Origin of the sequence: Candidatus Dorea massiliensis AP6 (assembly GCF_964245105.1) — a bacterium.
GTDB lineage: Bacteria > Bacillota > Clostridia > Lachnospirales > Lachnospiraceae > Laedolimicola > Laedolimicola intestinihominis.
Window position 1 is genome coordinate 38,726 of record NZ_CAXTKW010000016.1, and the last position, 26,145, is coordinate 64,870.

A 26,145-nucleotide genomic window follows, 5' to 3' on the forward strand; every position below is an offset into this window, starting at 1 on the left:
ACACGCTGTTTTGCGATCCTGAGAAATAAAGGGAGTGCTGCGACATTTCGCTTACATCCGGTTCGTAAAGGCGTCTATGGTATGTACCTGCCGGGCCAGCGAAAACCACCGGTTCAGCTGCGCGCTGTTTCGCTGGGTCAGAATCTGCTCGCGGATCCGTAAGGGTACTTCTCCGTAATCGGACAGGGTCTCCAGAATACATTCTGCCTTCCCTTCCGCAATTCCGTAGGAGCGCGCCTTATCATAAATCAGCTCATAATATTCATCGGTCATTCGGGAATCTCTCTTTCATTACATTTTATACAGGAATTGTCAGAAAGCCGGTATCCCGTACAATAAATTCACAATACCATACAAATTCAAACAAATCAAGGAAAAATATGGGAAAGACAAAACCGGACAATAAGAGACAGAAAAAGCTGTCTGCTATGTGGAAAAATTATCGTGACAATGTACAACAAAAATTCTCAGAATCCGCAAATGTACATCAAAAAATACAACAATCAAATGGACAACCGCCAACCAATATGTTACAATCAGCTATGTATGAAGATATCAAAAATGCCTTGCCAGGGCTGATAAAATAAGGAGGAAATATCATGGCTAGAAAAATGAAGACCATGGATGGAAACCATGCAGCAGCGCATGTATCATATGCGTACTCTGATGTTGCAGCTATCTATCCGATTACACCGTCATCTGTTATGGCAGAAGCTACTGACGAGTGGGCTACACAGGGAAGAACCAATATCTTCGGACAGACCGTACAGGTTACCGAGATGCAGTCTGAGGCTGGAGCAGCAGGTGCTGTTCACGGATCTCTGGCAGCAGGTGCTCTGACCACTACCTTCACAGCATCTCAGGGACTTCTTCTGATGATCCCGAACCTTTACAAAGTAGCTGGTGAGCAGCTTCCGGGCGTATTCAACGTATCCGCTCGTGCGCTTGCAAGCCACGCACTGTCCATCTTCGGTGACCATTCCGACGTATATGCCTGTCGTCAGACCGGTGTTGCAATGCTCTGTGAGTCCAGTGTACAGGAAGTTATGGACCTGACTCCGGTTGCACACTGCGCAGCGATCAAGGGTAAGATTCCGTTCATCAACTTCTTCGACGGATTCCGTACATCTCATGAGATCCAGAAGATCGAGACATGGGATTACGAAGATCTGAAGGATATGGTTGACATGGATGCCATCGACGCGTTCAGAAAGAATGCCCTGAACCCGAACCATCCCTGCCAGAGAGGTTCTGCACAGAACCCGGATATCTTCTTCCAGGCAAGAGAGGCATGTAACTCCTACTACGATGCTATGCCGGCTATCGTACAGGAGTACATGGATAAAGTAAATGAGAAGATCGGAACAGACTACAAGCTGTTCAACTACTACGGAGCAGCAGATGCAGAGCACGTTATCGTAGCTATGGGTTCTGTATGCGATACCATCGAAGAGACCATCGACTATCTGGTAGCAGCAGGCGAGAAGGTCGGCGTTGTAAAGGTACGTCTGTACCGTCCGTTCAGCGCAGAGGCACTGGTAGCAACTATCCCGGAGAGCGTAAAGAAGATTACCGTTCTTGACAGAACCAAGGAGCCGGGCGCTCTTGGCGAGCCGCTGTACCTGGATGTAGTAGCAGCCCTGAAGGGAACCAAGTTCAACGATACACCGGTATTCACAGGCCGTTACGGACTGGGATCCAAGGATACCACACCGGCACAGATCGTTGCTGTATACAAGAATGATACCAAGCAGAAGTTCACCATCGGTATTGTAGATGATGTTACAGGACTTTCTCTTGAGACAGGCGCTCCGCTGGTAACCACTCCGGCAGGAACCATCAACTGTAAGTTCTGGGGACTGGGCGCTGACGGTACCGTAGGTGCGAACAAGAACTCCATCAAGATCATCGGCGACAATACAGATATGTACGCTCAGGCTTACTTTGATTATGACTCTAAGAAGTCCGGCGGTGTGACCATGTCCCACCTTCGTTTCGGTAAGAGCCCGATTAAGTCTACATATCTGATTCACAAGGCAAACTTCGTAGCATGCCACAATCCGTCCTATGTACGTAAGTACAACATGGTACAGGAGCTGGTAGACGGCGGTACTTTCCTGCTGAACTGCCCGTGGGATATGGAAGCTATCGAGAAGCATCTGCCGGGCCAGGTAAAGAGCTTTATCGCAAACCACAACATCAAGTTCTATGTAATTGATGGTATCAAGATTGGTAAGGAGATCGGACTGGGCGGACGTATCAACACCGTTCTGCAGTCTGCATTCTTCAAGCTGGCGAACATCATTCCGGAGGAGCAGGCTATTGAGCTGATGAAGGCTGCTGCAAAGGCTACCTATGGCAGAAAGGGTGACGCCATCGTTCAGATGAACTACGACGCTATCGACGCAGGCGCTAAGCAGGTTGTTGAGATTACCGTTCCGGAGAGCTGGAAGAATGCAGCTGACGAGGGACTGGACTTCACACATGCAGAGAACGGCCGCGGCGACGTTGTAAACTTTGTAAATGATATTCAGGCAAAGGTAAACGCACAGGAAGGTAACAGTCTGCCTGTATCCGCATTCAAGGATTACGTAGACGGTACTACACCGAGCGGTTCCTCTGCTTATGAGAAGCGTGGTATTGCAGTAGATATCCCGGTATGGAATCCGGAGAACTGTATCCAGTGTAACCGTTGTTCTTATGTCTGCCCGCACGCAGTTATCCGTCCGGTAGCCCTGACAGAGGCTGAGGCAGCTGCAGCTCCGGAGACCATGAAGGTTGTTCCGATGACTGGTATGGCAGATTACAAGTTCTCTATGGTAGTATCCGCACTTGACTGTACCGGATGCGGCTCCTGTGTAAATGTCTGCCCGGGTAAGAAGGGTGCGAAGGCACTGGCTATGGAGAACATGGAAGCAAATATCGCAGAGCAGAAGGGCTTCGACTATGCAGTAACCCTGCCGGAGAAGACCGATGTAATCGAGAAGTTCAAGCCGGCTACCGTAAAGGGAAGCCAGTTCAAGACTCCGCTGCTTGAGTTCTCAGGCGCATGCGGTGGCTGCGGCGAGACACCGTACGCAAAGCTGATCACACAGCTGTTCGGTGACAGAATGTACATCGCAAACGCAACAGGATGCTCCTCTATCTGGGGTAACTCCTCACCGTCCACACCGTACACCGTAAACCAGAAGGGTCAGGGTCCTGCATGGTCCAACTCCCTGTTCGAGGATGCGGCTGAGTTCGGTTACGGTATGAGCCTGGCTCAGAATGCTGTCAGAGGCGGACTGAAGGCTAAGGTTGAGGCTCTCATGGAGACTGCCGGTGATGATGTAAAGGCAGCAGCACAGGAGTGGCTGGACACCTACGGCGTAGGCGCTACCAACGGCGCAGCTACTGACAAGCTGGTAGCAGCTCTGGAAGCTTGCGGATGCGACGCAGCAAAGGAGATTCTGAAGGATAAGGACTTCCTGGCTAAGAAGTCTCAGTGGATCTTCGGTGGTGACGGCTGGGCATACGATATCGGCTTCGGCGGTGTAGACCACGTACTTGCAAGCGGCAAGGACATCAACGTCATGGTATTCGATACCGAGGTATATTCCAACACAGGCGGACAGGCATCCAAGTCTACCCAGACCGGTGCTATCGCACAGTTCGCTGCAGCTGGTAAGGAAGTTAAGAAGAAAGATATGGCTTCCATCGCTATGAGCTATGGCTATGTATATGTTGCTTCCATCGCTATGGGCGCTGATTACAACCAGTGTGTAAAGGCAATCGCAGAGGCAGAGGCATATCCGGGACCGTCCCTGATCATCGCTTACGCTCCGTGTATCAACCATGGTATCAAGAAGGGCATGAGCAAGGCTCAGACAGAGGAAGAGCTGGCTGTTAAGGCTGGTTACTGGCACTGCTTCCGCTTCAACCCGGCAGCTCCGGCTGAGGGCAAGAGCGCGTTCACTCTGGACAGCAAGGAGCCGACAGGCGACTACAAGGAGTTCCTGAACGGAGAGGTTCGTTACAACTCTCTGGTACGTGCTAATCCGGAAAGAGCTGAGAAGCTGTTCGCAGAGGCTGAGGAGAACGCGAAGGCAAGATACGAGTATCTGAAGAGCCTGGGCGAGCTGTACGCTCCGAAAAAGACAGAGGAGTAATCCTTTCGTCGGCATGCCAAAAAGCATAACGAGATAAATGAGAATCCGGCAGAAATACGGGAAATCGTGTTTCTGCCGGATTTTTTACGGAACAGAGAATTCCGCTGGAATTTCCTGTTCCGTAAAAGTAAGTGGTCAAAATATCAGAAAAATATAATAGTTGTAAAAAGAGTGAAAAAATATTATGAAAATCGAGGAAAATATGATACAATAGCAGCATAAATCAAACATAAAAGGGGGAATTTTATGGAAGCAAGAATGTTTAAGGTGTATGCAAAGGCTGATCCGGCTGTGGCGCTGAAGGTGATTCCGGGTCATTTCGCCACAAATCATTCCCACATCAATTATTACATTGACCTGACCACACTGAAGGCGCGCCAGAATGAAGCCCAGGCGGCAGCGAGGCTGCTGGCCTATTACTCCAACTACAGTATTGTGGACACCATCGTATGTCTGGATGGCTGTGAAGTGATCGGGGCATATCTGGCAGAGGAGCTGACCAAAGCCGGAGTCCGTTCTATCAATGAGCATAAGACCATCTATATCGCTACCCCGGAATTCCATACCGGCGGCCAGCTGATTTTCCGTGACAATATGCAGCTGATGGTAAAGGATAAGAATATCCTGCTGCTGCTGGCTACAGCGACCACCGGAAAAACCCTGAATCAGAGCATTGAGTGTATCGAATATTACGGCGGAAAAATCAGCGCCATCAACGCGATTTTCAGCGCGGTAGATAAGGCGCATTCCATTCCGGTCAACGCCATTTTCACCCGGAAGGATATGCCGGATTATCAGACCTACAGCTTCCGTGACTGCCCCCTGTGCCAGAAGCAGGAGAGAGTGGACGCCATCGTGAATACCTACGGTTACAGCAAATTGTAAAGATGAGATGGAATCCTGCAAAACAGGATTCTGCGCCTGCGGCGGGTCTCCTATGCGACATACTACATTTCCGCCGCAGTGCGATAAATTTTTATGCAAAAAAACTTCTATTTTCTCCGAGCTCTCCCAAATTTTTCTTGTACATCATAAAGAACAAAGAACTTGCATGGAATTCCTTGTGTTTTACTCGGAATTCTGTTAAAGTTTTACCTGGTTAGAGGAAACTAATTGGTGAGGAATAACAGAAACTGTTTGTTATGCAAGGAGGAAAAACATGACAGAAAAGGCAGCATGGAATGGCTTCCGTGGAAGACACTGGAAAGAAGACGTGAATGTAAGAGACTTCATTCAGAACAACTATACATCCTATGAGGGCGATGAGGCGTTTCTGGAGGGGCCGACAAATGCCACCGAAGAGCTCTGGGGCGAGCTGCAGAAGCTTCAGAAGGAGGAGCGCGCCAAGGGCGGCGTCCTCGATATGGAGACAGAGATAGTATCCGGTATCACAGCCTACCCGGCGGCATATATTGTAGAAGAAAAGAAGGAGCTGGAAAAGGTCGTAGGACTTCAGACGGACAAGCCGCTGAAACGCGCGTTCATGCCCTATGGCGGTATCAAGATGGCGGAGCAGGCCTGCACAACTTACGGGTATGAGCCTTCTGAAAAGCTTCATGAGATTTTTACCAAATATCATAAGACGCACAACCAGGCGGTATTCGATGTATACACACCGGAGATGAAGAAAGCCCGTCATAATAAGATTATCACAGGACTTCCGGATACCTATGGCCGCGGCCGTATCGTAGGTGATTATCGTAGAGTGGCGCTCTATGGTATTGACTTCCTGGTTGCAAAGAAGGAAGAAGACTTCGCCAACTGCGGTGACGGAACTATGTTCGATGAGGTTATCCGTCAGCGGGAAGAGCTGGCAGAGCAGATTCGTGCCCTGAAAGAGATGAAAGTGATGGCGGCGTCCTACGGCTTCGATATTTCTGAGCCGGCTGCCAACGCAAGAGAGGCTGTACAGTGGCTGTACTTCGGCTATCTGGCAGCCATCCGCACCCAGAACGGAGCAGCTATGAGTGTAGGCCGTGTATCCACTTTCCTGGACATCTATCTGGAGCGTGATCTGGCAAATGGCACCCTGACTGAGGCAGAGGCACAGGAGCTGGTAGACCATTTTGTCATGAAGTGCAGAATGGTGAAGTTCGCCAGAATTCCGTCCTACAATCAGCTGTTCTCCGGCGACCCGGTATGGGCGACCTTGGAGGTGGCAGGCATGGGCATGGATGGTCGCTCCATGGTGACCAAGAGCGACTACCGTTTCCTGCATACCCTGGAAAATATGGGACCGAGCCCGGAGCCGAACCTGACTGTCCTTTATTCCTCCCGCCTGCCGAAGGCCTTCAAGGAATATGCGGCGGCCATCTCGGTGCGGACCAGCTCCATTCAGTATGAGAATGACGATGTGATGCGGCCGGTATGGGGCGACGACTACTCCATTTGCTGCTGCGTATCCGCGACACAGACCGGTAAGGAAATGCAGTTCTTCGGAGCCCGCGCGAACCTGGCCAAGTGCCTGCTTTACGCCCTGAACGGTGGCCGCGATGCCAAGAGCCGCGAGCAGGTAGGACCGGAGTACGCGCCGTACCAGGGCGAGTACCTGGAGTACGACGAGGTTATCCGCAAGTACGACAGGATGATGGACTGGCTGGCTGGCCTGTATGTGAATACCCTGAACGCCATTCAGTATATGCATGATAAATATTACTACGAGGCGGCGGAAATGGCTCTTATCGACACCGATGTGCGCCGTACTTTTGCCACCGGTATCGCAGGCTTCTCCCATGTGGTAGACTCCTTAAGCGCTATCCGTTACGCAAAGGTAAGAGCCATCCGGGATGAGGAAGGCCTGATTGTAGACTATGAGGTAGAGGGCGATTTTCCGCGCTACGGCAACGACGATGACCGTGCGGACAATATCGCGGTATGGCTCCTGAAGACCTTCCTGGAGAAGCTTAAAAAACGTCACACCTACCGGAATTCCGAGGCGACTACCTCGATCCTGACCATTACCTCCAACGTGGTATACGGCAAGGCCACCGGCAATATGCCGGACGGACGCCGTGCAGGCGAGCCGCTGGCACCGGGTGCGAACCCCAGCTATGGCGCAGAGCAGAACGGCCTGCTGGCTTCTCTGAATTCTGTGGCGAAGCTGCCCTATGAGTATGCGCTGGACGGTATCTCCAATACCCAGACCATCAACCCGGGTGCTCTCGGACACAGCGAGGAGGAACAGAAGAAGAACCTGGTATCCGTGATGGACGGCTATTTCGATCAGGGTGCGCACCATCTGAATGTCAACGTATTCGGCAAAGAGAAGCTCATTGACGCCATGGAGCACCCGGAGAAGGAAGAGTACGCGAACTTTACCATCCGTGTATCCGGCTATGCGGTGAAATTCATTGACCTGACCCATGAGCAGCAGCTGGATGTGATTGCGAGAACCTGCCATGACCACATGTAAGGTACATTCCCTGGAAAGCTTCGGGGCTGCTGATGGCCCGGGAGTGAGGTATGTGATCTTTCTTCAGGGATGTCGGATGCGCTGCCAGTTCTGTCACAATCCCGACACCTGGGAGGAACAGGGCGGAACGATATACACGGCAGAGGAGCTGCTTTCAAAAGCTTTGCGCTACCGGAATTACTGGGGTACAGAAGGGGGCGTCACCGTCAGCGGCGGCGAACCTTTGCTGCAAATGGATTTCCTGCTGGAATTTTTCGCCCTGGCGAAGGAAAAGGGCATTCATACCGTCCTTGATACGGCAGGACAGCCATTTACCAGAGAAGAACCGTTTTTCGGAAAACTGGAAGAGCTGATGAAGGTAACAGATTTACTGTTGTTGGATCTGAAGGAAATGAATCCGGAACGGCACCGGAGACTGACGGGCAGGGAAAACGACAATATCCTGGAGTTTGCCCGCTATCTTTCCGAGATCGGAAAGCCAGTCTGGATCCGGCATGTGCTGGTGCCGGAGAGGAGCGATTTTGTCGAGGATCTGCAGGCGCTCAGAGCTTTTACTGAAACGCTTGCGAACGTGGAACGAATAGAGGTTTTGCCCTATCATACCCTGGGAGTTTTTAAATGGGAAAATATGGGTATCAAATATCCACTGGAAGGAATCCGACCGCCGGAACCGGAGCGGGTTCGGCAGGCAGAAGAGATTCTGGGCTGCGGGAAACAGAGATAAGGTAAAAAACCGATGTGCAGATTTTTCTGCCATCGGTTTTTTATGCAATAGGAAATTCCTAAGACTATCGTGTTGAATTTGTAATATTTTCAACTAAAAACCAAGAAAAACTACTACAAAAACAAAATAAAGCATGATATAATAACACTATATGTTTCAAAAGAAAAACTACAAGGAGGAAAGAAGATGCTTGCCATTGAGCGGAAAAATGAAATCCTTGCCATATTACAAAAAGAACAGCGGGTTCTCGTTTCCGAGCTGAGTAAACGGTACGATGTAACAGATGAAACCATTCGGCGCGATCTGGAGAAGCTGGAGATCGAGGGCTTTGTGAAGAGAACCTACGGAGGAGCGGTTCTGAATAAGAATAAGAACGTGGATATGCCCCTCCGTATCCGGGAGAAGACCAACCGGGACGAGAAGCAGATTATCGCGGGCCTGGTGGCGGGCCTGGTGGAGGAGGGCGACCGGATCATGCTGGACGCGTCCTCGACCTCACTGATGATCGCCAAGGAACTAAAGGAAATGAATAAGCTCACCGTCATCACGAATTCGGTGGAGGTACTGATCGAGCTGGCCGGACACGAGGGCATCCAGGTGATTTCCACGGGAGGCAATCTGAACGAGAGCTCCCTGTCCCTGGTGGGCAACGCGGCTCAGAAGGTACTGAACGGCTACCACGTGGATAAGGCCATCTTTTCCTGCAAGGGCATCGACATGAAGGAGGGCATGACCGATTCCAACGAGCTGGACAGCGATATCAAGATTGCCATGTATAACTGCGCGGATACGGCGATTCTGGCCGTGGACAGCAGTAAGTTTGACCGGGTTTCCTTTGTGAAATCCATGATGCTGAAAAAGGGAGATGTCATTGTGACCGACCGGAAGCCGTCAGCGGAATGGCTGAGTTTTCTGGAAGAACAGGGGGTTCATCTGGTCACACAGGAATAAAAGAGAAAGGAAAGGTATTTCATTATGGGAGAGAAGATTTACAATCTGGCCTTTGATTTCGGAGCGTCCAGCGGACGTATGGTGCTCTGTAAGCTGGAGGACGGGAAGCTTACGCTTGAGGAGCTGCACCGTTTCCCAAACCATGAGGTCCGCGTGGGGGGACATATTTACTGGGATCTGTTTGGTCTGTACCATGAGCTGAAACAGGGACTGAAGAAGGCGGCAGCGAAAAAGGTGCCGATTCAGTCTCTGGCTATTGACACCTGGGGCGTGGACTACGGTCTCTTTGATAAGGACGGCAACCTCATCGGCAATCCGGTGAACTACCGTGATTCCCGTACCGATGGAATGCTGGAAGAAATTGGAAAAATCATTCCGCTGGAAGAACTCTATAACCGCACCGGTATCGAGTTCATGTATTTCAACTCCATTTTCCAACTCTACGCGGAGAAGAAGATGCGCCCGGTGATTCTGGACAACGCGAAGCGTATCTTGTTCATGCCGGAGCTGTTCGGCTATTTCCTGACGGGTATCATGTATTCCGAGTATACCTTTGCCAGCACCTCTCAGCTTCTGGACGCCAGAAAGCGGCAGTGGGATTATGATCTCATCGAGAAGCTTGGCCTGAATAAGGAAATGTTCGGCGATATTGTCATGCCGGGTACCGTTATCGGCGATCTGCTTCCCGAGGTGGAGGAGGAGACCGGACTTAAGGGCGTAAAGGTCATTGCGGTGGGCAGCCATGATACGGCTTCCGCCGTAGCGGGCGCTCCGCTGGAGTCCGACGACGCGGCCTTCTTAAGCTGCGGCACCTGGTCCCTGCTTGGCATGGTACTGGATGAGCCGATTTTAAATGAAGCTTCCTATAAATATAACTACACCAATGAGGGCAGTATCGACGGCAAGATCCAGTTCCTGAAGAATATCAACGGACTGTGGATTATGCAGAATCTGCGCCGCAACTGGTGTGAGTTCGAGGGCGAGGTAAGCTTCCCGGATATCATCCGCGAGGCACGGGCTGCCAAGCGTCAGGACTTCACGATTAATCCGAAGGATCCCCGCTTCACAGCGCCCTTAAATATGATGAAGGAGATCATCGGCTACTGCCGGGAGACCGGCCAGGGCACCCCGGAGGGACTGGGCGAGATGGCCATGGCCATCTACAACGGTCTGACTGAGGAGTACCGTAAGTCCATCCAGTATATGGAAGAGATCACCGGCAAAACCGTCACCTGCATCAATATGGTGGGCGGCGGCATCCAGGATCAGCTGCTCTGCGAGCTGACCGCGAAGAAGACCGGCAAGCGCGTGATGGCAGGACCGGTAGAGGGATCTGTTCTGGGCAACAGTATTGTACAGCTGGTAGCCATGGGTGAAGTAAAGGATGTACAGGCCGGGCGTGACATTATCCGGAATTCCTTCGACGTGAAGATTTACGAGCCGTAAAATCCGAAATCCGATGAAAAAAGTGTTGACAGAAACCGACGAAGCCACTATAATCTTATGTGTGCAAGGATACCTTTGTTAATTCGAAGGTAAAATACCCAGACAGTTGTCTAATGCACAATACACAACTGGAGGGAGGTTAGGTGTGATACTATGTCAAATGTAATCGTAAAAGAGAACGAGACTTTAGATAGCGCTCTGCGTCGTTTTAAGAGAAACTGTGCAAAGGCAGGCATTCAGCAGGAGATCCGTAAGAGAGAGCATTACGAGAAACCGAGCGTAAGACGTAAGAAGAAATCTGAAGCGGCTAGAAAGCGTAAATACAACTAATATTGTGCATGAAATTCCTCGACTTTACCGTCGGGGAATTTTTTCTCTAACAGGGGAAATTACACACAAGTGTGTAAAATGTATCATTATCCGGAATAACCGAAAAGAGGGAATTTTATGGGTGGGGCAAAATGCCGAAAATATGGCAATTTATACATGAATTTGTAGAAAATGATGATGGAAAATGTTACATTTTAGGTGCTTTTTGCTATAGCTTTTTTGGAGAAAAGGGTATAGTATAGTTTCGATTCAAAGACTATGACGAGACAGGAGGGATTTGCATGGAGCAGATGGAAGCAGTGCTTGGCAGGCTTTCTGAGATCGAGAGCGCGGCAGTGGCTCTGGAGGAGAAGGCGGCAGAGCAGAAGAAGCAGATCGCGGCTGAGTACGAGGCGAAGACACAGGCCTTTGATAAGGAGATTGACGCGCAGACGCAGGAGAAGCTGAAGACTCTGAATGAGAAGCTTCGGTTGGAAGCGGAAAATGAGCTTCTGAAGATGAAGCAGGAGACCGACCGGGAACTGGCGGCCATGGATGCGGAGTACAGCCAGAATCACGAGAAGCTGGCGGCTGCGATTTTTGATAAGATGATAGGAGAATAGGCATGGGCGAACTGATGAAATACAGTGCCGTTGCCACAAAGATACGAGCCATGGAGAGCCGGCTTCTGTCGAATGAGGATTTCGCGAAGCTGGCGGCTATGGAGAATGTTCCGCAGGCAGTGGCCTATTTGAAAAAGATTCCGGCCTATGAAGCCCTGTTTAAGGGATATGATGAGACGGAGCTTCACCGGGGTCAGATTGAGAGACTGCTGGTCGGTACGCTGTATTACGATTTCTCCAAGATCTATCGTTTCTGCGATAAGGATCAGAAAAAGATCCTGCGGCTTTACTTCAGCAAGTTTGATATCGCCATTATCAAGCGGGCCTTCCGCAGAGCCTTCAACCACGGCGACCGTACCGCGGAAGAGAAGGAGCTTCGGAGCATGGTACAGCGTTACACCGACATACCGCTGGAGAAGCTGGCTGAGGCAGAGACGGTACCCGAGATTCTGGAAGCACTGAAGGACACCGAATACTATAAGGTACTGCAGAAGCTGGATCATGTGGAGAGCGCAAGTCTCTTTGATTATGAAATGACACTGGATCTGTATTATTTCTCTATGATATGGAAGCAGAACAGCAAGCAGACAAAGGGCAAGACCAAGTCGCTTCTGACCAGAAGCCTGGGAAGCCAGATTGATCTGCTGAATATGATGTGGATTTACCGGGCAAAGAAATACTATCAGATGTCGGAAGCTTCGACCTATACGCTTCTGATTCCGGTGACCTATAAGCTCCATGACAGCGATATCCGCGCCATGGTGGCGGCAGCAGATGAGAGAGCTCTGGAGGAGGCCATCCAGAAGACCTATTACGGAAAACGTTTTATGAAGCTGGACAGCCGGGAACTGGAGACTGTCTACGATAGATTTCTGCGGAAGGTATACACAGAGGAAAAGCGGCAGAACCCCTATTCCCTGGCAGCGATTACCGGTTACCTGTACGACAAGGAGCAGGAGCTGGATAAGCTGACGACCGTGCTGGAGGGCGTCCGTTACGGACTTCCGGCCAGTGAGACGCTGAAATATATCGAGCAGTCGAAAGACGCCGGTAACCAGTAGAGGAGGTAGTAGCAAGTGATTGTAAAGATGAAGTTCTTAAGCATCACGGGCCCCAGGAATGATATTGAGCGCATGGCCGGTCAGTATCTTTCCAAGTATGAGATACAGCTGGAACACGCCCTGACTGAGCTTAAGACGGTACAGAATCTGAGAGCCTACACCGATAAGAATCCCTATGAAGAGATTCTGCGTCAGGCTTCAGAGTATCTCCCCGCGGATCTGCACACAGATCGGGAATTCCCCGATATGACGGTGGATAAAGCGGAGCAGATTTTAAGAGAAGCGGAAAAGAACCTGACGGATCTGAAGGAGCGGAAGACAGAGCTCATAGCGAAGTGTGAGAAATGCAAGGCTTCCATGGATAGTATCGAGCCCTTTCAGGGACTGGAATTCGATGTCCACAGCCTGCTAAATTTCCATTATGAGAAATACCGCTTCGGACGGATTTCCAAGGAGTACTTCGACAAGTTCGACCGCTATGTATATGACACGCTGGATACGATTTTCTATAAGTGTAAAAGCGATGAGGAATACGTTTACGGAGTATACTTCGTACCGGCTTCCCTGGCGGATAAGATTGACGCGGTGTACGCGTCCATGCATTTTGAACATATCTTTATTCCGGATGAGTACGAAGGAACGCCGACCCATGCATACGAAGAGCTGAAAGAAGAGCTGGCGAAGCTGGATGAGGAACTTGTGTCGATGGATCAGAAGATTACTTCCGTTGTGGCAGACCGCATCGATGAGCTGGCAGCCGCTTCTGCTTACCTGAAAAAGCGCAGCGCAAGCTTCGATATCCGGAAGTACGCAGCCCTGACCAAGGAGAAGGACAATGTGTTTTATATCCTCTGCGGCTGGATGCCGGAGGATCAGGCAGACGCCTTCCAGAAGGAGATTGAGGATGACGAGCAGACCTTCGTGGTGGTGGAGGATGACCATGACAATATCTTCAGCACCCCGCCCACGAAGCTTCATAACCTGAAGATTTTCCGTCCCTTCGAGATGTATGTGAAGATGTATGGACTTCCGGCCTACAATGAGATGGATCCGACCATGTTCGTAGCCATCACCTATGCCTTTATCTTCGGCGCCATGTTCGGCGATGTGGGACAGGGCCTGGTACTGCTGCTGGGCGGCTTCTTCCTGTATAAGAAGAAGGGCATGGATCTGGCGGCGATTATCGGCAGCGCCGGTATCTTCTCTACCTTCTTCGGTTTCATGTACGGCAGTTTCTTCGGTTTCGAGGATGTGCTTCCGGCCCGCTGGCTGAAGCCCAAGGAAGCTATGATGACGCTTCCGGTGGTTGGCCAGATGAACACCGTATTCGTGGTAGCCATCGTATTTGGTATGTTCCTGATTCTGACTGCGATGATTCTTCATATTATCGTGGCGGTGCGGAATCATGATATCGAAGGCACCTGGTTTGATACCAACGGTGTGGCAGGCTTTATCTTCTACGGCTTTGTAGTAGCAAGCCTGATTCTCTTTATGAGCGGACATGCGCTTCCGGCTACCATCATTATAGTACTGGTTCTGGGACTGCCCCTTCTGGCTATGGCCTTTAAGGAGCCGCTGACCGCCTGGATGGAGAAGAAGAAAGCAGAGCTGGATGGCGGCGTGGCCATGTATCTGGTGCTGACCTTCTTCGAGATGTTTGAGGTGCTCTTAAGCTTCTTCTCAAACACTCTGTCCTTTGTCCGTATCGGAGCCTTCGCAGTCAGCCATGCGGCCATGATGGAGGTCGTTCTGATGCTGGCAGGCTTCGAGAACGGCGCTACCGGCAACTGGCTGGTCATCGTACTGGGCAATGCCTTTGTCTGCGCGATGGAGGGTCTGATTGTAGGTATTCAGGTACTTCGTCTGGAGTACTACGAGTTATTCAGCCGTTTCTACAAGGGAACGGGACATGCGTTCAAGCCTTATAAGATGAACGAGAAATAAAGATACAGAAGCAATAATTTAAATTATTTATAAAAATTATTACAAAAGGTATTTAAAGGAGGAAATTCAAAATGTCTATGTTAGTGAAAGTATTACTGGTTGCAGCTCTTGTTTTAAGCATTATGGTTCCGTTCGGAGCATATTTCCTGGGACAGCCCTCCCGCAGCCGTTATAAGAGAAGCCTTGGATGCAACTGCTTCTTCTTCTTTGGTACTCTGGCTCTGGCAGCCGTTCTTGCATACGGCGGAAACGTACAGGCAGCTGAGACTGCCGCAGAGACCGCAGCAGGCATGTCCACAGGTCTTGGATACATCGCAGCAGCACTGGCTACCAGCCTTTCCGGTATCGGTTCCGGTATCGCAGTAGCATCTTCCGCAAGCGCAGCACTGGGTGCAATCAGTGAGGATCAGAGCATCTTCGGTAAGTCCATGATTTTCGTAGCTATGGCCGAAGGTATCGCGCTGTATGGTCTGATCATCTCCTTCATGATTCTTGGTAAGCTGTAAATCTCTGACCCGAAAGGCGGAATCCATATGAAGATGTATTTGATAAGCGACAATATCGATACCTGCACAGGCATGCGCCTGGCAGGTATCGAGGGTGCTGTCGTTCATGAAAAAGAGGAACTGAAGGCGGAACTGAACCGCGCCATGGCAGATAAGGATATCGCTGTGGTGGTTCTGACGGAGAAGTTCGGTCAGGAATTTCCGGAGGTCATCGCCGAAGCCCGCCAGGGCCGCAGCCTGCCGCTTCTCATTGAAATTCCGGACCGCCATGGCACCACCAGAGGAGAGAATTTTATTACCTCCTATGTGAACGAAGCCATCGGAGTCAAGCTTTAGAGTGAAAAGGAAGGTGATCGCAATGACGACAGAAGAAAAACTGCAGCATTTTACGACCTACGCCATGGAAGAGGCAAGAAATAAAAGCGACGCCATGATCCGCGAATATACGGATGCCATGCGGAAGATTTTTGAGGAGCATCAGGAGAAGAAGCGTCGTCAGGAGGAGCTTGAGATCAAGACCGAGACCGATCGTCTGGTACGTGAGAATAACAAGCAGTTCTCCGAGGAACAGATTGAAATCAAGAGAACCTTAAGCAAAAAGCAGGATGAACTGAAAGAAAAGCTTTTTGTAGAGGTAAAGGATCTGCTGGCAAACTTTGCGGAGACCAGGGAATATCATCAGATGCTGGTGAAACAACTGCGCGAGGCAAGGGAGTTTGCAGGCGGAGACGAAGTGATTTTATATATTGACCCGTCCGATGCGCAGAAGAAATACAGCATCGAGTCAGAAGTAGGCGCGCCGGTGACGGTCAGCGAATACTCCTTTATGGGCGGAACACGCGCCGTACTGCCGGGCCGGAATATCCTCATCGATAATTCCTTTGAGAGCAAGCTGGCAGGGGCGAAGGAAAGCTTCCAGTTAAAAGGAGGAGCACACCATGAATAGAACAGGCGTTATCTATGGAATCAACGGCCCTGTTGTATACATCAAAGGCAACACCGGCTTTAAGATGGCCGAGATGGTCTATGTAGGCAAGGAAAAGCTGGTAGGCGAGGTCATCGGTCTGGATAAAGACAGAACAACCATTCAGGTATTCGAGGAGACCACCGGAATCAAACCGGGTGAAATCGTAGAGGCTACCGGAGACGCTATCTCCGTATACCTGGCTCCCGGAATCCTGCATAATATTTTCGACGGTATTGAGCGTCCCTTAAGTGAGATCGCGAAAATCGGCGGCGCTTATATCAGTCGCGGTACCGTTGTAGATTCTCTGGATAAGGAGAAGCTCTGGGACGCCCACATGATTGTAAAGGAGGGCGACCGCGTCAGCGGCGGATCCATCATCTGTGAGGTACCGGAGACAAAGGCAATCGTTCATAAGGTTATGGTTCCTCCGAATCTCTCCGGCGTACTGACAAAGGTAATGCCGGACGGCCAGTATACCATCTGTGATACCATTGCGGTTCTGCAGCTGGACGACGGTACAGAGAAGGAACTGACCATGATGCAGAAATGGCCTATCCGTGTGCCGAGACCGACCACCAAGCGTTACCCGGCTTCCAAGCCGCTGGTTACCGGACAGCGTATCCTGGATACCCTGTTCCCTATCGCCAAGGGCGGTACCGCAGCGATTCCCGGCGGATTCGGAACCGGTAAGACCATGACCCAGCATCAGATCGCGAAATGGTCCGATGCGGATATCATCATCTATATCGGCTGCGGCGAGCGTGGCAATGAGATGACACAGGTACTGGAGGACTTCTCCAAGCTGGTTGACCCGAAGACAGGCAACCCCTTGATGGAGCGTACCACCCTGATTGCCAATACCTCCAACATGCCGGTGGCAGCCCGTGAGGCAAGTATCTACACAGGTGTTACTTTGGCAGAGTACTATAGAGATATGGGCTATGACGTTGCCATCATGGCAGACTCCACCTCCCGTTGGGCCGAGGCGCTCCGTGAGTTGTCCGGACGTCTGGAGGAGATGCCCGCCGAGGAAGGCTTCCCGGCATACCTGGCGTCCCGTCTGTCCGCGTTCTATGAGCGCGCCGGCATGATGCAGAACTTAAACGGAACAGAAGGAAGCGTATCCATCATCGGAGCTGTATCCCCCCAGGGCGGCGACTTCTCCGAGCCGGTAACCCAGAATACCAAGCGTTTCGTCCGCTGCTTCTGGGGACTGGATAAGTCTCTGGCATATGCCCGTCATTTCCCGGCTATTCACTGGCTCAGCAGCTACAGTGAGTACGTATCCGATCTGGCGCCCTGGTACAAGGATCATGTGGCAAAGGATTTCATGGACTGCAGAAATCGTCTGATGGTCATCCTGAACCAGGAGAGCAGTCTGATGGAGATTGTAAAGCTGATCGGCAGTGATGTGCTTCCGGATGATCAGAAGCTGGTTCTGGAGATTTCCAGAGTAGTACGTCTGGGCTTCCTGCAGCAGAATGCATTCCATCCGGATGATACCTGTGTCCCCATGGAAAAGCAGATGAAGATGATGGAGATCATTCTCTATCTCTATGACAAGTCCAAGGCGCTGGTTACGCAGGGCATGCCCATGTCCGTGCTGAAGCGTGAAAATATCTTCGAGAAGGTCATTGCCATCAAGTATGATGTGCCCAACGACCACCTGGAGATGTTCGACGATTACAAGAAAGCGATCGATGAGTTCTATGATCGCGTACTGGAAAAGAACGCGTAAGGGGAGGAAGAGAAAATGTCAATTGAATATTTAGGCTTAAGTGAAATCAACGGCCCCCTGATTGCCCTGGAAGGCGTACAGAACGCGTCCTACGAGGAGATTGTAGAGATTACGGTGGACGGCAATAAGAAAGAGCTGGGCCGTATCATTGAGTGCTATAAGGATAAGGCGGTTATCCAGGTGTTCGGCGGAACGGACAATATGTCTCTTCGCAATACCCACACCAAGCTGACCGGTCATCCCATGGAGATTGCCCTTTCCCCGGAGATCCTGGGCCGTACCTTCAATGGTATCGGACAGCCCATCGACGGTCTGGGCGAGATCGTCTCCGATATTCACCGGAATGTCAACGGACAGCCGCTGAATCCGGTAACCCGTGAGTATCCGCGTAACTACATCCGTACCGGATTTTCCGCTATCGACGGTCTGACCACTCTGATTCGTGGACAGAAGCTTCCGATCTTTTCCGGAAACGGTCTGCCTCATGATCAGCTGGCAGCACAGCTGGTAAAGCAAGCTTCTCTGGGTGATGATTCGGATGAGCAGTTCGGTATCGTATTCGCAGCTATGGGTGTGAAGCACGACGTAGCGGATTTCTTCCGCCGCGCATTTGATGAGAGCGGAGCTTCCGAGCATGTTACCATGTTTATGAATCTGGCAAATGACCCGGTGGTAGAGCGTCTGATCACACCGCGTGTGGCTCTGACCGCTGCCGAGTACCTTGCTTTTGAGTGCAATATGCACATCCTGGTTATCCTGACGGATATGACTTCTTTCGCGGAGGCCATGCGTGAGGTATCTTCCTCTAAGGGAGAAATTCCGTCCAGAAAGGGTTACCCGGGTTACTTATACAGTGAGCTGGCTACCATCTATGAGCGTGCCGGCATTGTAGAGGGCGTCAACGGTTCTGTGACACAGATTCCGATTCTGACCATGCCCAACGACGATATTACCCACCCGATTCCGGACCTGACCGGTTACATCACCGAGGGTCAGATCGTATTGGATCGTGAGCTGCACGGACAGGCTGTTTATCCGCCTATCAGCGTGCTGCCGTCCCTGTCCCGTCTGATGAAGGATGGTATCGGTGCCGGTTACACCCGTGAGGATCATCAGGATCTGGCGAACCAGCTGTTCTCATCCTACGCGAAGGTGGGAGACGCGAGGGCGCTGGCTTCCGTTATCGGTGAGGATGAGCTGTCTCCGATTGATAAGAAGTATCTGCAGTTCGGTAAGGCCTTTGAGGCCCGCTTTGTAGGCCAGGGTCCGGAGGAGAACCGTACCATTGAGGAGACTCTGAATATCGGCTGGGAGCTTCTTGGCATGCTGCCGAGAGAAGAGCTGGATCGTGTGGATACGAAGATCCTCGACAAGTACTACAAGCCAGCGAATTAATGTTCACTACGTTCGCATTCATTCACTGCCTTAGATGCACAAAAATTAAGAAGGAGGAAACTGTATGGATAACAATGCAGTTCCTACAAAAGGCAACCTCATACGTGCAAAGAACTCCCTGAAGCTGGCAAAGCAGGGCTATGAGCTGATGGACAAGAAGCGGAATATTCTGATCCGGGAGCTGATGGGTCTGGTGGATCAGGCCAAGGATATCCAGGCTGAGATTCGCACCACCTTCACCACGGCTTACGCGGCGCTTCAGAGGGCTGACATGGAGCTGGGTATCAACGCAGTAGCCGATGTGGCCCGGAATGTGCCCATCGAGGATACGGTGGAAGTGAAGACCCGAAGCATCATGGGTACTGAAATTCCCCTGGTCCGCTACGACGCAGCCACCCGTACTCCGGCCTACGCCTTTTACAGCACCAGGGAATCCCTGGATATCGCCAGAGTCTCCTTTGAGAAGGTAAAAGACCTGACCATCAAGCTGTCCGCGGTAGAGAATTCCGCCTACCAGCTGGCGGCCAATATCAAGAAGGCTCAGAAGCGTGCCAACGCGCTGAAGAACATCACCATCCCCCGCTACGAGGCGCTGACCAAAGACATCTCCAACGCTCTGGAGGAGAAGGAACGTGAGGAGTTCACGAGACTGAAGGTTATTAAGAGGATGCATTCATAAAGATTGACAGGAATGTCAGTATTAGGTCATATAATGTCGATAAGAGGTATTGTAACGATATTTCTTATCGGCATTATTTTTTGCGACGCGGCAGCCGCATTCTTACTGCATAGAAAGAGTGGGATTTCCTCACACTTTCTATTAGATTTCGTTAAGAATTTGTTTATCCACAGAAAAAATTGTACAAATAGAAATACAAAAATCCAAAATGCCTCTTGCATAACCGAAGTGTACGTGCTATAATGCAAGAGGTTGATAAAAAAATATCAATATTGTGAAAAATATCACGTTTTGGGGACGAGAAAGAGTGAGGTAACAGTATGACAAACGAAACATCAAACAAGATCGTAGTAATTGGAGCTGGAAACGTGGGAGAGACCATCTGCTATACCCTGATGCTGAAAGCACAGGTAGGCGAGATTGTCCTAGTAGACTTGAACGAAGATCGCGCGAAGGGTGCTGCACTGGATATCTCACACGGAACCGCGTATTATAGTCAGGTGCGTGTCCGCCAGGGCGGCTATGAGGAGTGCGCGGATGCGAAGATCATCATCGTGACCGCAGGTGTACCGAGAAAACCCGGCCAGACCCGCCTGGAGCTTGCCAAGGTAAACACCGGTGTGGCGAGAAGCATCGCGAAGAACATTATGAAATACGCAAAGAATCCGCTGATCATCGTAGTATCGAACCCGGTAGATGTGAACACCTATCTGATTCAGAAGGAAACCGGCCTTCCGAAGGAGCGAGTTATCGGAACCGGAACCTCCCTTGATACCGCCCGCTTCCGTTATCTCTTAGGCGAACGCGTAAAGGTAGATATCCGCGACATCCAGGGTTATATTCTGGGCGAACACGGCGACACCCAGGTCCCCATCTGGAGCAGCGTCAACGTAGCAGGCGAGCCCATCGATCACTTCCTGCCAGCAGATGAGAAGGAAAAAGAGGAAGTCAAGGAGCAGATTGCCAATAAAGCCAAGACCGGCGGCGCGGACGTCATTTCCCTGAAGGGCGCCACCTTCGACGGAATCGCCATGTCCACCTTCCGTATCGTAGAGTCTATCCTGAAGAACCAGAACACCGTACTTCCGGTAGCCCACGTACTGGGAAAAGAGTACGGCGAGAGCCTGGAAGGATCCTGCATCAGTATCCCCTGCGTAGTTAACGAGGAGGGGATCAGCAAGACCATCAAGATCACCATGACCGACGAGGAGAAACGGCAGGTAGAACACTCCGCAGAAGTGCTGAAAGCATTCATCGGCGACGTGATGAAAGAGGACTAATAATAGAACAGGAAGCATAATTACAAAAACAGCCCCGGCTATCCAACAGCAAAGCGCCTTGGATAGCCGGGGCTGTTTTTGTACACCGGAGTATATCCCCCACGGTACATAACGTAAAATTACTCTATTGACACACAATTAACAAAGCAGAATCCCGACTATATAAGTCGGAATTGACAAAAACTCATGTTGACTTAACACAAAAATATAACATATCATCCAAAAAACTCCAACAAACTAACAAAAAAATATCATTTAGGGGTTGTTAAACCTTTAACAACGTAGTATAATAATGTAGATTGATAGAAAAATGTCAAACAGACAACTTTGCAACAAATAAGAAACAAAAAGGAGGTAGTCAAATGGTGTACAGCTACTATCCGGGCTGCACGTTAAAGAACAAAGCGCAGGACCTGGACCGATACGCCAGAATGTCGGCAGAAGCCCTGGGATTTACCCTGGAGGAAATCGAAGCCTGGCAGTGCTGCGGAGCCGTCTATCCGCTGGCGTCCGATGAGATTGCCACGAAGCTGTCCGCAGTCCGCGCCCTGAATGACGCGAAGGAAAAGGGACAGGATCTGGTAACCCTCTGCTCCGCCTGTCATCATGTGATCAAGCGCGTCAACGATGACATGCAGAATGTGGAGGACATCCGCACCCGTGCCAACAATTATCTGAAGCTTGAAAAACCCTATGAAGGAGAGACAAAAGTTCTTCACTATCTGGAGGTTCTGCGCGATCGCGTCGGTTTCGATACCATCCGTGAGAAGGTTACCCATCCGCTGACCGGTCGGAAAATCGGCGCGTATTACGGCTGTATGCTGCTTCGCCCCAGTGATATCATGGCCTTTGATGATCCGGAGAATCCGACCATTATCGAGGACTTTATCCGTGCCCTGGGTGCTGAGCCTGTGGTATATCCCTACCGGAACGAGTGCTGCGGCGGTTATGTGTCCCTGAAGGACAAGCCCCTGGCTGGTACGATGGTAGACCGGGTAATGGAATCCGCGGCAGATCACGGAGCGGAAGAGCTGATTACCGCCTGTCCTCTGTGCCTCTATAACCTGAGAACCAGCGGAAGCGCGAAAAAGCTTCCGGTTACATATCTGACAGAGCTTCTGGCAGAGGCTCTTGGCCTGATTCCTGAGAAAAATGCGGAAGGAGGAGCAGAGGATGCAGAAGGCTGATATGGCGAAGGCCGATAGACTTCGGGAGATGAGCGGCGTCAACACCCGGAAATGTATGAAGTGCGGAAAATGCTCCGCGACCTGTCCCGCTTATGAGGAGATGGATATCCGTCCCCATCAGTTTGTTTCTTATGTGGAGAATGGCGACATAGAGCCCCTTTTAAATTCCACCACCATCTGGAAATGTCTTTCCTGCTTTGCCTGCGTAGAGCGTTGTCCCAGAGATGTAAAGCCTGCGAAGCTCATTGAGGCGGTACGGCAGATGGTAGTAAGACAGCGGGGCGGCAATTACTTAAGCCCCAACGAGATACCCGAATTACTGGACGAGGAACTGCCCCAGCAGCTGCTGGCCAGCGCGTTCCGCAAATACAGCAAATAATCAGGAGGTGAAAAAACGTGCAGAGAATAGGAGTATTTGTCTGTCATTGCGGTACGAACATAGCTGCGACGGTAGATATCGGACGGGTGGTAGCGGCAGCGGCGAAGGAGCCGGGCGTCGTTCACGCGGAAGATTACCAGTATATGTGTTCCGAAGCAGGACAGCTGAAAATCCGGGAGGCCATCGAGCAGAAACACCTGACAGGTATCGTTGTCTGTTCCTGTTCCCCCAGAATGCATGAGAATACATTTCGCCAGGCGGCAAAGCGGGCCGGTATCAATCCCTACATGGTAGAGATTGCCAATATCCGCGAGCATTGCTCCTGGATTCATAAAGATATGGAGGAAGCGACCGAGAAGGCCATTATCCTGGCCCGGGCAGCCATCGCTAAGGTTATGCTGAACGCGCCTCTGACGCCGGGCACCAGCCAGGTTGTAAAGCGCGCCCTGGTGATTGGCGGCGGTATCGCGGGTATCCAGACCGCACTGGATATTGCGGAGGCAGGCTACGAGGTAGATATCGTAGAGAAGACTCCCAGTATCGGAGGCCGTATGTCCCAGCTTGACAAGACCTTCCCGACTCTGGACTGCTCCGCCTGCATCCTGACTCCGAAAATGGTGGAGGCTGCGGCCCATGAGAAGATTACGATTTATACATATAGCGAGGTAGAGAAGGTCAGCGGCTTCGTAGGCGATTTCCATGTGGATATCCGGAAAAAAGCCAGAAGCGTGGATATGAGCAAGTGTACCGGCTGCGGCGTCTGCCAGGAGAAGTGTCCTTCCAAGAAGGCTCCCAATGAATTCAATCGGGGACTGAATACACGAAGCGCGATCTATACGCCCTTCGCCCAGGCGATTCCCAATGTTCCGGTGATTGACCGTGAAAACTGTATGAAATTCAAGACCGGAAAATGCGGCGTCTGCGCCAAGGTATGTCAGGCGGGCGCGATTGATTACGAGCAGAAGGACGAGATCATTACCGTGGATTACGGCGCTATCGTCGTGGCGACCGGCTTTGATACCATCAAGCTGGATCGGTACGATGAATATGCGTATAACCAGAGCCCGGATGTCATCACGTCCCTGGAGCTGGAGCGTATCATGAACGCGGCAGGACCCACCAAGGGCCACCTGGAGCGTATGTCCGACCACAAGGCTCCCAAGTCCATCGTATTTGTCCAGTGCGTGGGTTCCCGCTGCTCGGACAAGAGAGGAAAGAGCTACTGCTCCAAGATTTGCTGTATGTATACAGCGAAGCACGCCATGCTGATTCGTGACAAATATCCGGACGTAGATGTGACCGTCTTCTACATCGACGTGCGTACTCCCGGCAAGAACTTCGACGAGTTCTATCGTCGGGCAGTGGAGGAGTATGGAGTCCATTACATCAAGGGTCAGGTAGGAAAGGTAGCGCCCCAGGGCGATAAGCTGCTGGTACAGGCCTCTGACCTGCTGGACAACAGACAGATTCGTATGGAAACAGATATGGTTGTCCTGGCTACTGCCATTGAGCCGAATCCGGATGTAAGAAAGATTGCCACCATGCTGACAGCCAGCATTGATACCAACAATTTCCTGACTGAGTCCCATGCCAAGCTGCGTCCGGTGGAGTCCCCCACAGCGGGAATCTTCCTGTCCGGCGTCTGCCAGGGACCCAAGGATATTCCGGAGACCGTAGCCCAGGCCGGAGCCGCTGCCGTAAAGGTGATAGGACTTCTGGCGAAGGATCATCTGGTTACCAACCCCTGTACGGCCAAGGCAGATCCGATCTTCTGTAATGGCTGCTCCACCTGTGAAAAGGTATGTCCTTACGGAGCGATTTCCTACGAGGATCAGCTGGTAAATGATCATGGTATCCGTGAGACGAGACGGGTAGCCGTTGTGAACAGCGCTCTCTGTCAGGGCTGCGGAGCATGTACTGTTGCCTGCCCGTCCGGAGCTATGGATCTGCAGGGCTTCTCAAACAGACAAATTCTTGCGGAGGTAGATGCGATATGCAGGTAGAAAATACAGAATTTAGACCGAAGATTGTAGCGTTCTGCTGCAACTGGTGCTCCTACGCAGGCGCAGACCTGGCGGGAAGCAGCCGACTTGCTTACCCGGCGGATGTAAAGATTATCCGCGTGCCCTGCTCCTGCCGTGTGAACCCCATGTTTATCCTGAGAGCCTTCCAGAGGGGAGCGGACGGCGTGATTCTCTGCGGCTGCCACCCGGGAGACTGTCATTACACCACAGGAAACTATTACGCAAGAAGACGTATGACGCTGCTTTTCTCCATGCTGGATTACCTGGGCGTGGAAAATGGACGTACCCGCGTAGAGTGGGTGTCTGCGGCCGAGGGCGTGAAGTTCTCCACCACCATGAATGAATTTGTAGCTAAAATTCATGAACTGGGAGAAAATGTAAGATTGGAGGATCTGCGATGCAAGGGTTAATCGAGAGAGCGAAAGAGCTTCTGGCAGACGGAACCGTAGCGCAGGTTCTGGGCTGGAGAAAGGGCGATATGGGATACGATCCGGAGCCGGCTTATTTCTATAAGGAAGAAGATTTACAGAATTTTGTTTACGACGCGTTCTGTGGCGCAAACTTAAGCAAATATATGATTGAGGCCTCCAAGCTGGAGGGCAGGACGCTGGTATTCTTAAAGCCCTGCGACACCTACAGCTTCAATCAGCTGATCAAGGAGCACCGGGTAGACCGGGAAAAGGCTTACATCATCGGCGTGGGCTGCAAGGGTACCTTAAAGCCGGAGAAAATCCGGGAGGCTGGTATTAAGGGTATTGAGCGCGTAGCGGTCGAGGGTGATACCCTGAAATTTGAGACCATCTATGGCGAGAAGGAGCTGCCCTTTGCTGACGCCCTTCTGGAGCGCTGCAAGGTATGTAAGGGTAAGAAGCACATGGTATACGACGAGCTGATTGGCGCGGCAGAGGACGAGGAGGCAGGTCCGGTGGGCAACCGCTTTGAGGAAGTGGAGAAGCTGGAGGCCATGAGTCCGGAGGAGCGTTTTCATTTCTGGCAGGAGCAGCTTTCCAAATGTATCCGCTGCAACGCCTGCCGCAATGTGTGTCCGGCCTGCAGCTGCCGCAAATGTGTCTTCGACAGCAGCCAGTATGACAGCAATCAGAAGGCGAATGCCGATACCTTTGAGGAGCAGATGTTCCATATTATCCGTGCCTTCCATGTGGCAGGACGGTGTACCGATTGCGGCGAGTGCAGCAGAGTCTGTCCCCAGGGCATTCCGCTTCACCTTTTAAACCGCAAGTTTATCAAGGACATTGACACCTTCTACGGCGAGTATCAGGCGGGAGCCGATACGGATTCCAGAGGCCCGCTGACGGACTTCACCTTTGATGACGTGGAGCCTGGCATTGTACAGACGAGAGGGGGACATTAA

At 51.3% G+C, this 26,145-nt stretch carries 24 protein-coding genes; 23 read left to right on the plus strand and 1 reads right to left on the minus strand.

Features of this window, described 5'->3' with window-relative positions; all coding sequences use genetic code 11:
* Positions 1 to 51: 51 nt before the first annotated feature.
* Complete coding sequence (locus ACESZP_RS15340) at positions 52 to 273, minus strand: hypothetical protein (protein ID WP_178039871.1); 222 nt, start codon at positions 271 to 273, stop codon at positions 52 to 54.
* 107 nt (positions 274 to 380) lie between these two features.
* Between ACESZP_RS15340 and ACESZP_RS15345 the strand changes: the two genes are divergently transcribed.
* From ACESZP_RS15345 to ACESZP_RS15455, 23 genes are all read left to right on the plus strand, one after another.
* On the plus strand, positions 381 to 587 hold the full coding sequence (locus ACESZP_RS15345) for a hypothetical protein (RefSeq protein WP_440322942.1): 207 nt from the start codon (positions 381 to 383) through the stop codon (positions 585 to 587).
* Between the two features lie 12 nt (positions 588 to 599).
* Positions 600 to 4,148, plus strand: a complete 3,549-nt coding sequence (gene nifJ / locus ACESZP_RS15350; protein WP_499709577.1) for a pyruvate:ferredoxin (flavodoxin) oxidoreductase — start codon at positions 600 to 602, stop codon at positions 4,146 to 4,148.
* A gap of 246 nt (positions 4,149 to 4,394) precedes the next feature.
* Positions 4,395 to 5,033, plus strand: coding sequence for a phosphoribosyltransferase (locus ACESZP_RS15355; protein ID WP_499709578.1), 639 nt, complete (start codon positions 4,395 to 4,397; stop codon positions 5,031 to 5,033).
* A 274-nt stretch (positions 5,034 to 5,307) separates the two neighbouring features.
* A complete protein-coding gene (gene pflB, locus ACESZP_RS15360; RefSeq protein WP_499709579.1) occupies positions 5,308 to 7,560 on the plus strand; it encodes a formate C-acetyltransferase in 2,253 nt (750 codons plus the stop codon).
* Complete coding sequence (gene pflA, locus ACESZP_RS15365; protein ID WP_178039866.1) at positions 7,547 to 8,284, plus strand: pyruvate formate-lyase-activating protein; 738 nt, start codon at positions 7,547 to 7,549, stop codon at positions 8,282 to 8,284. Before pflB ends, pflA begins: the two co-directional genes overlap by 14 nt.
* A 186-nt stretch (positions 8,285 to 8,470) precedes the next feature.
* Positions 8,471 to 9,235 carry a DeoR family transcriptional regulator gene (locus ACESZP_RS15370; RefSeq protein WP_178039865.1) on the plus strand — a complete coding sequence of 255 codons (765 nt, stop codon included), beginning with the start codon at positions 8,471 to 8,473 and terminating at the stop codon, positions 9,233 to 9,235.
* A gap of 24 nt (positions 9,236 to 9,259) precedes the next feature.
* Positions 9,260 to 10,681, plus strand: a complete 1,422-nt coding sequence (locus ACESZP_RS15375; RefSeq protein WP_499709580.1) for a rhamnulokinase — start codon at positions 9,260 to 9,262, stop codon at positions 10,679 to 10,681.
* Positions 10,682 to 10,834: 153 nt separating this feature from the next.
* Positions 10,835 to 11,011 (plus strand): 30S ribosomal protein S21, encoded by a 177-nt coding sequence (rpsU, locus tag ACESZP_RS15380; protein ID WP_004054229.1) that lies wholly within the window; start codon positions 10,835 to 10,837, stop codon positions 11,009 to 11,011.
* Positions 11,012 to 11,292: 281 nt separating this feature from the next.
* Complete coding sequence (locus ACESZP_RS15385) at positions 11,293 to 11,613, plus strand: ATPase (RefSeq protein WP_178039863.1); 321 nt, start codon at positions 11,293 to 11,295, stop codon at positions 11,611 to 11,613.
* A 2-nt stretch (positions 11,614 to 11,615) separates the two neighbouring features.
* On the plus strand, positions 11,616 to 12,674 hold the full coding sequence (locus ACESZP_RS15390) for a V-type ATPase subunit (RefSeq protein ID WP_499709581.1): 1,059 nt from the start codon (positions 11,616 to 11,618) through the stop codon (positions 12,672 to 12,674).
* Between the two features lie 15 nt (positions 12,675 to 12,689).
* Positions 12,690 to 14,618: a V-type ATP synthase subunit I gene (locus ACESZP_RS15395; RefSeq protein ID WP_499709582.1), complete on the plus strand. Its 1,929-nt coding sequence runs from the start codon at positions 12,690 to 12,692 to the stop codon at positions 14,616 to 14,618.
* A 71-nt stretch (positions 14,619 to 14,689) separates the two neighbouring features.
* Positions 14,690 to 15,124: an ATP synthase subunit C-like protein gene (locus tag ACESZP_RS15400; protein WP_178039860.1), complete on the plus strand. Its 435-nt coding sequence runs from the start codon at positions 14,690 to 14,692 to the stop codon at positions 15,122 to 15,124.
* A 27-nt stretch (positions 15,125 to 15,151) separates the two neighbouring features.
* Positions 15,152 to 15,460: a V-type ATP synthase subunit F gene (locus tag ACESZP_RS15405; protein WP_178039859.1), complete on the plus strand. Its 309-nt coding sequence runs from the start codon at positions 15,152 to 15,154 to the stop codon at positions 15,458 to 15,460.
* A 22-nt stretch (positions 15,461 to 15,482) separates the two neighbouring features.
* Complete coding sequence (locus ACESZP_RS15410) at positions 15,483 to 16,070, plus strand: ATPase (RefSeq protein WP_178039858.1); 588 nt, start codon at positions 15,483 to 15,485, stop codon at positions 16,068 to 16,070.
* On the plus strand, positions 16,063 to 17,829 hold the full coding sequence (locus ACESZP_RS15415) for a V-type ATP synthase subunit A (protein WP_178039857.1): 1,767 nt from the start codon (positions 16,063 to 16,065) through the stop codon (positions 17,827 to 17,829). The genes ACESZP_RS15410 and ACESZP_RS15415 overlap by 8 nt, the downstream gene beginning before the upstream one ends.
* Before the next feature lie 15 nt (positions 17,830 to 17,844).
* Positions 17,845 to 19,224 carry a V-type ATP synthase subunit B gene (locus ACESZP_RS15420; protein ID WP_499709584.1) on the plus strand — a complete coding sequence of 460 codons (1,380 nt, stop codon included), beginning with the start codon at positions 17,845 to 17,847 and terminating at the stop codon, positions 19,222 to 19,224.
* 64 nt (positions 19,225 to 19,288) lie between these two features.
* Entirely contained in the window at positions 19,289 to 19,903 is a 615-nt protein-coding gene (locus ACESZP_RS15425; RefSeq protein WP_440322681.1) for a V-type ATP synthase subunit D, read from the plus strand.
* Between the two features lie 320 nt (positions 19,904 to 20,223).
* The gene (locus tag ACESZP_RS15430) at positions 20,224 to 21,183 is read left to right on the plus strand and encodes an L-lactate dehydrogenase (RefSeq protein WP_499709585.1); all 960 of its coding nucleotides are present in this window, start codon (positions 20,224 to 20,226) and stop codon (positions 21,181 to 21,183) included.
* 362 nt (positions 21,184 to 21,545) lie between these two features.
* Entirely contained in the window at positions 21,546 to 22,370 is an 825-nt protein-coding gene (locus ACESZP_RS15435; protein WP_499709587.1) for a CoB--CoM heterodisulfide reductase iron-sulfur subunit B family protein, read from the plus strand.
* Entirely contained in the window at positions 22,357 to 22,749 is a 393-nt protein-coding gene (locus ACESZP_RS15440; protein WP_158364904.1) for a 4Fe-4S dicluster domain-containing protein, read from the plus strand. Before ACESZP_RS15435 ends, ACESZP_RS15440 begins: the two co-directional genes overlap by 14 nt.
* Before the next feature lie 17 nt (positions 22,750 to 22,766).
* Positions 22,767 to 24,752, plus strand: a complete 1,986-nt coding sequence (locus ACESZP_RS15445; RefSeq protein ID WP_499709588.1) for a 4Fe-4S binding protein — start codon at positions 22,767 to 22,769, stop codon at positions 24,750 to 24,752.
* Positions 24,743 to 25,183, plus strand: coding sequence for a hydrogenase iron-sulfur subunit (locus ACESZP_RS15450; RefSeq protein WP_186872041.1), 441 nt, complete (start codon positions 24,743 to 24,745; stop codon positions 25,181 to 25,183). Before ACESZP_RS15445 ends, ACESZP_RS15450 begins: the two co-directional genes overlap by 10 nt.
* Positions 25,171 to 26,145 carry a 4Fe-4S dicluster domain-containing protein gene (locus ACESZP_RS15455; RefSeq protein ID WP_499709590.1) on the plus strand — a complete coding sequence of 325 codons (975 nt, stop codon included), beginning with the start codon at positions 25,171 to 25,173 and terminating at the stop codon, positions 26,143 to 26,145. The genes ACESZP_RS15450 and ACESZP_RS15455 overlap by 13 nt, the downstream gene beginning before the upstream one ends.

What these genes read in the sequence shown, in the direction of transcription:
- ACESZP_RS15340 (WP_178039871.1), bottom strand. Translation starts at nt 273, where the DNA reads ATGACCGATGAATATTATGAGCTGATTTATGATAAGGCGCGCTCCTAC.
- ACESZP_RS15345 (WP_440322942.1), top strand. Translation starts at nt 381, where the DNA reads ATGGGAAAGACAAAACCGGACAATAAGAGACAGAAAAAGCTGTCTGCT.
- nifJ (WP_499709577.1), top strand. Translation starts at nt 600, where the DNA reads ATGGCTAGAAAAATGAAGACCATGGATGGAAACCATGCAGCAGCGCAT.
- ACESZP_RS15355 (WP_499709578.1), top strand. Translation starts at nt 4,395, where the DNA reads ATGGAAGCAAGAATGTTTAAGGTGTATGCAAAGGCTGATCCGGCTGTG.
- pflB (WP_499709579.1), top strand. Translation starts at nt 5,308, where the DNA reads ATGACAGAAAAGGCAGCATGGAATGGCTTCCGTGGAAGACACTGGAAA.
- pflA (WP_178039866.1), top strand. Translation starts at nt 7,547, where the DNA reads ATGACCACATGTAAGGTACATTCCCTGGAAAGCTTCGGGGCTGCTGAT.
- ACESZP_RS15370 (WP_178039865.1), top strand. Translation starts at nt 8,471, where the DNA reads ATGCTTGCCATTGAGCGGAAAAATGAAATCCTTGCCATATTACAAAAA.
- ACESZP_RS15375 (WP_499709580.1), top strand. Translation starts at nt 9,260, where the DNA reads ATGGGAGAGAAGATTTACAATCTGGCCTTTGATTTCGGAGCGTCCAGC.
- rpsU (WP_004054229.1), top strand. Translation starts at nt 10,835, where the DNA reads ATGTCAAATGTAATCGTAAAAGAGAACGAGACTTTAGATAGCGCTCTG.
- ACESZP_RS15385 (WP_178039863.1), top strand. Translation starts at nt 11,293, where the DNA reads ATGGAGCAGATGGAAGCAGTGCTTGGCAGGCTTTCTGAGATCGAGAGC.
- ACESZP_RS15390 (WP_499709581.1), top strand. Translation starts at nt 11,616, where the DNA reads ATGGGCGAACTGATGAAATACAGTGCCGTTGCCACAAAGATACGAGCC.
- ACESZP_RS15400 (WP_178039860.1), top strand. Translation starts at nt 14,690, where the DNA reads ATGTCTATGTTAGTGAAAGTATTACTGGTTGCAGCTCTTGTTTTAAGC.
- ACESZP_RS15405 (WP_178039859.1), top strand. Translation starts at nt 15,152, where the DNA reads ATGAAGATGTATTTGATAAGCGACAATATCGATACCTGCACAGGCATG.
- ACESZP_RS15410 (WP_178039858.1), top strand. Translation starts at nt 15,483, where the DNA reads ATGACGACAGAAGAAAAACTGCAGCATTTTACGACCTACGCCATGGAA.
- ACESZP_RS15415 (WP_178039857.1), top strand. Translation starts at nt 16,063, where the DNA reads ATGAATAGAACAGGCGTTATCTATGGAATCAACGGCCCTGTTGTATAC.
- ACESZP_RS15420 (WP_499709584.1), top strand. Translation starts at nt 17,845, where the DNA reads ATGTCAATTGAATATTTAGGCTTAAGTGAAATCAACGGCCCCCTGATT.
- ACESZP_RS15425 (WP_440322681.1), top strand. Translation starts at nt 19,289, where the DNA reads ATGGATAACAATGCAGTTCCTACAAAAGGCAACCTCATACGTGCAAAG.
- ACESZP_RS15430 (WP_499709585.1), top strand. Translation starts at nt 20,224, where the DNA reads ATGACAAACGAAACATCAAACAAGATCGTAGTAATTGGAGCTGGAAAC.
- ACESZP_RS15435 (WP_499709587.1), top strand. Translation starts at nt 21,546, where the DNA reads ATGGTGTACAGCTACTATCCGGGCTGCACGTTAAAGAACAAAGCGCAG.
- ACESZP_RS15440 (WP_158364904.1), top strand. Translation starts at nt 22,357, where the DNA reads ATGCAGAAGGCTGATATGGCGAAGGCCGATAGACTTCGGGAGATGAGC.
- ACESZP_RS15450 (WP_186872041.1), top strand. Translation starts at nt 24,743, where the DNA reads ATGCAGGTAGAAAATACAGAATTTAGACCGAAGATTGTAGCGTTCTGC.
- ACESZP_RS15455 (WP_499709590.1), top strand. Translation starts at nt 25,171, where the DNA reads ATGCAAGGGTTAATCGAGAGAGCGAAAGAGCTTCTGGCAGACGGAACC.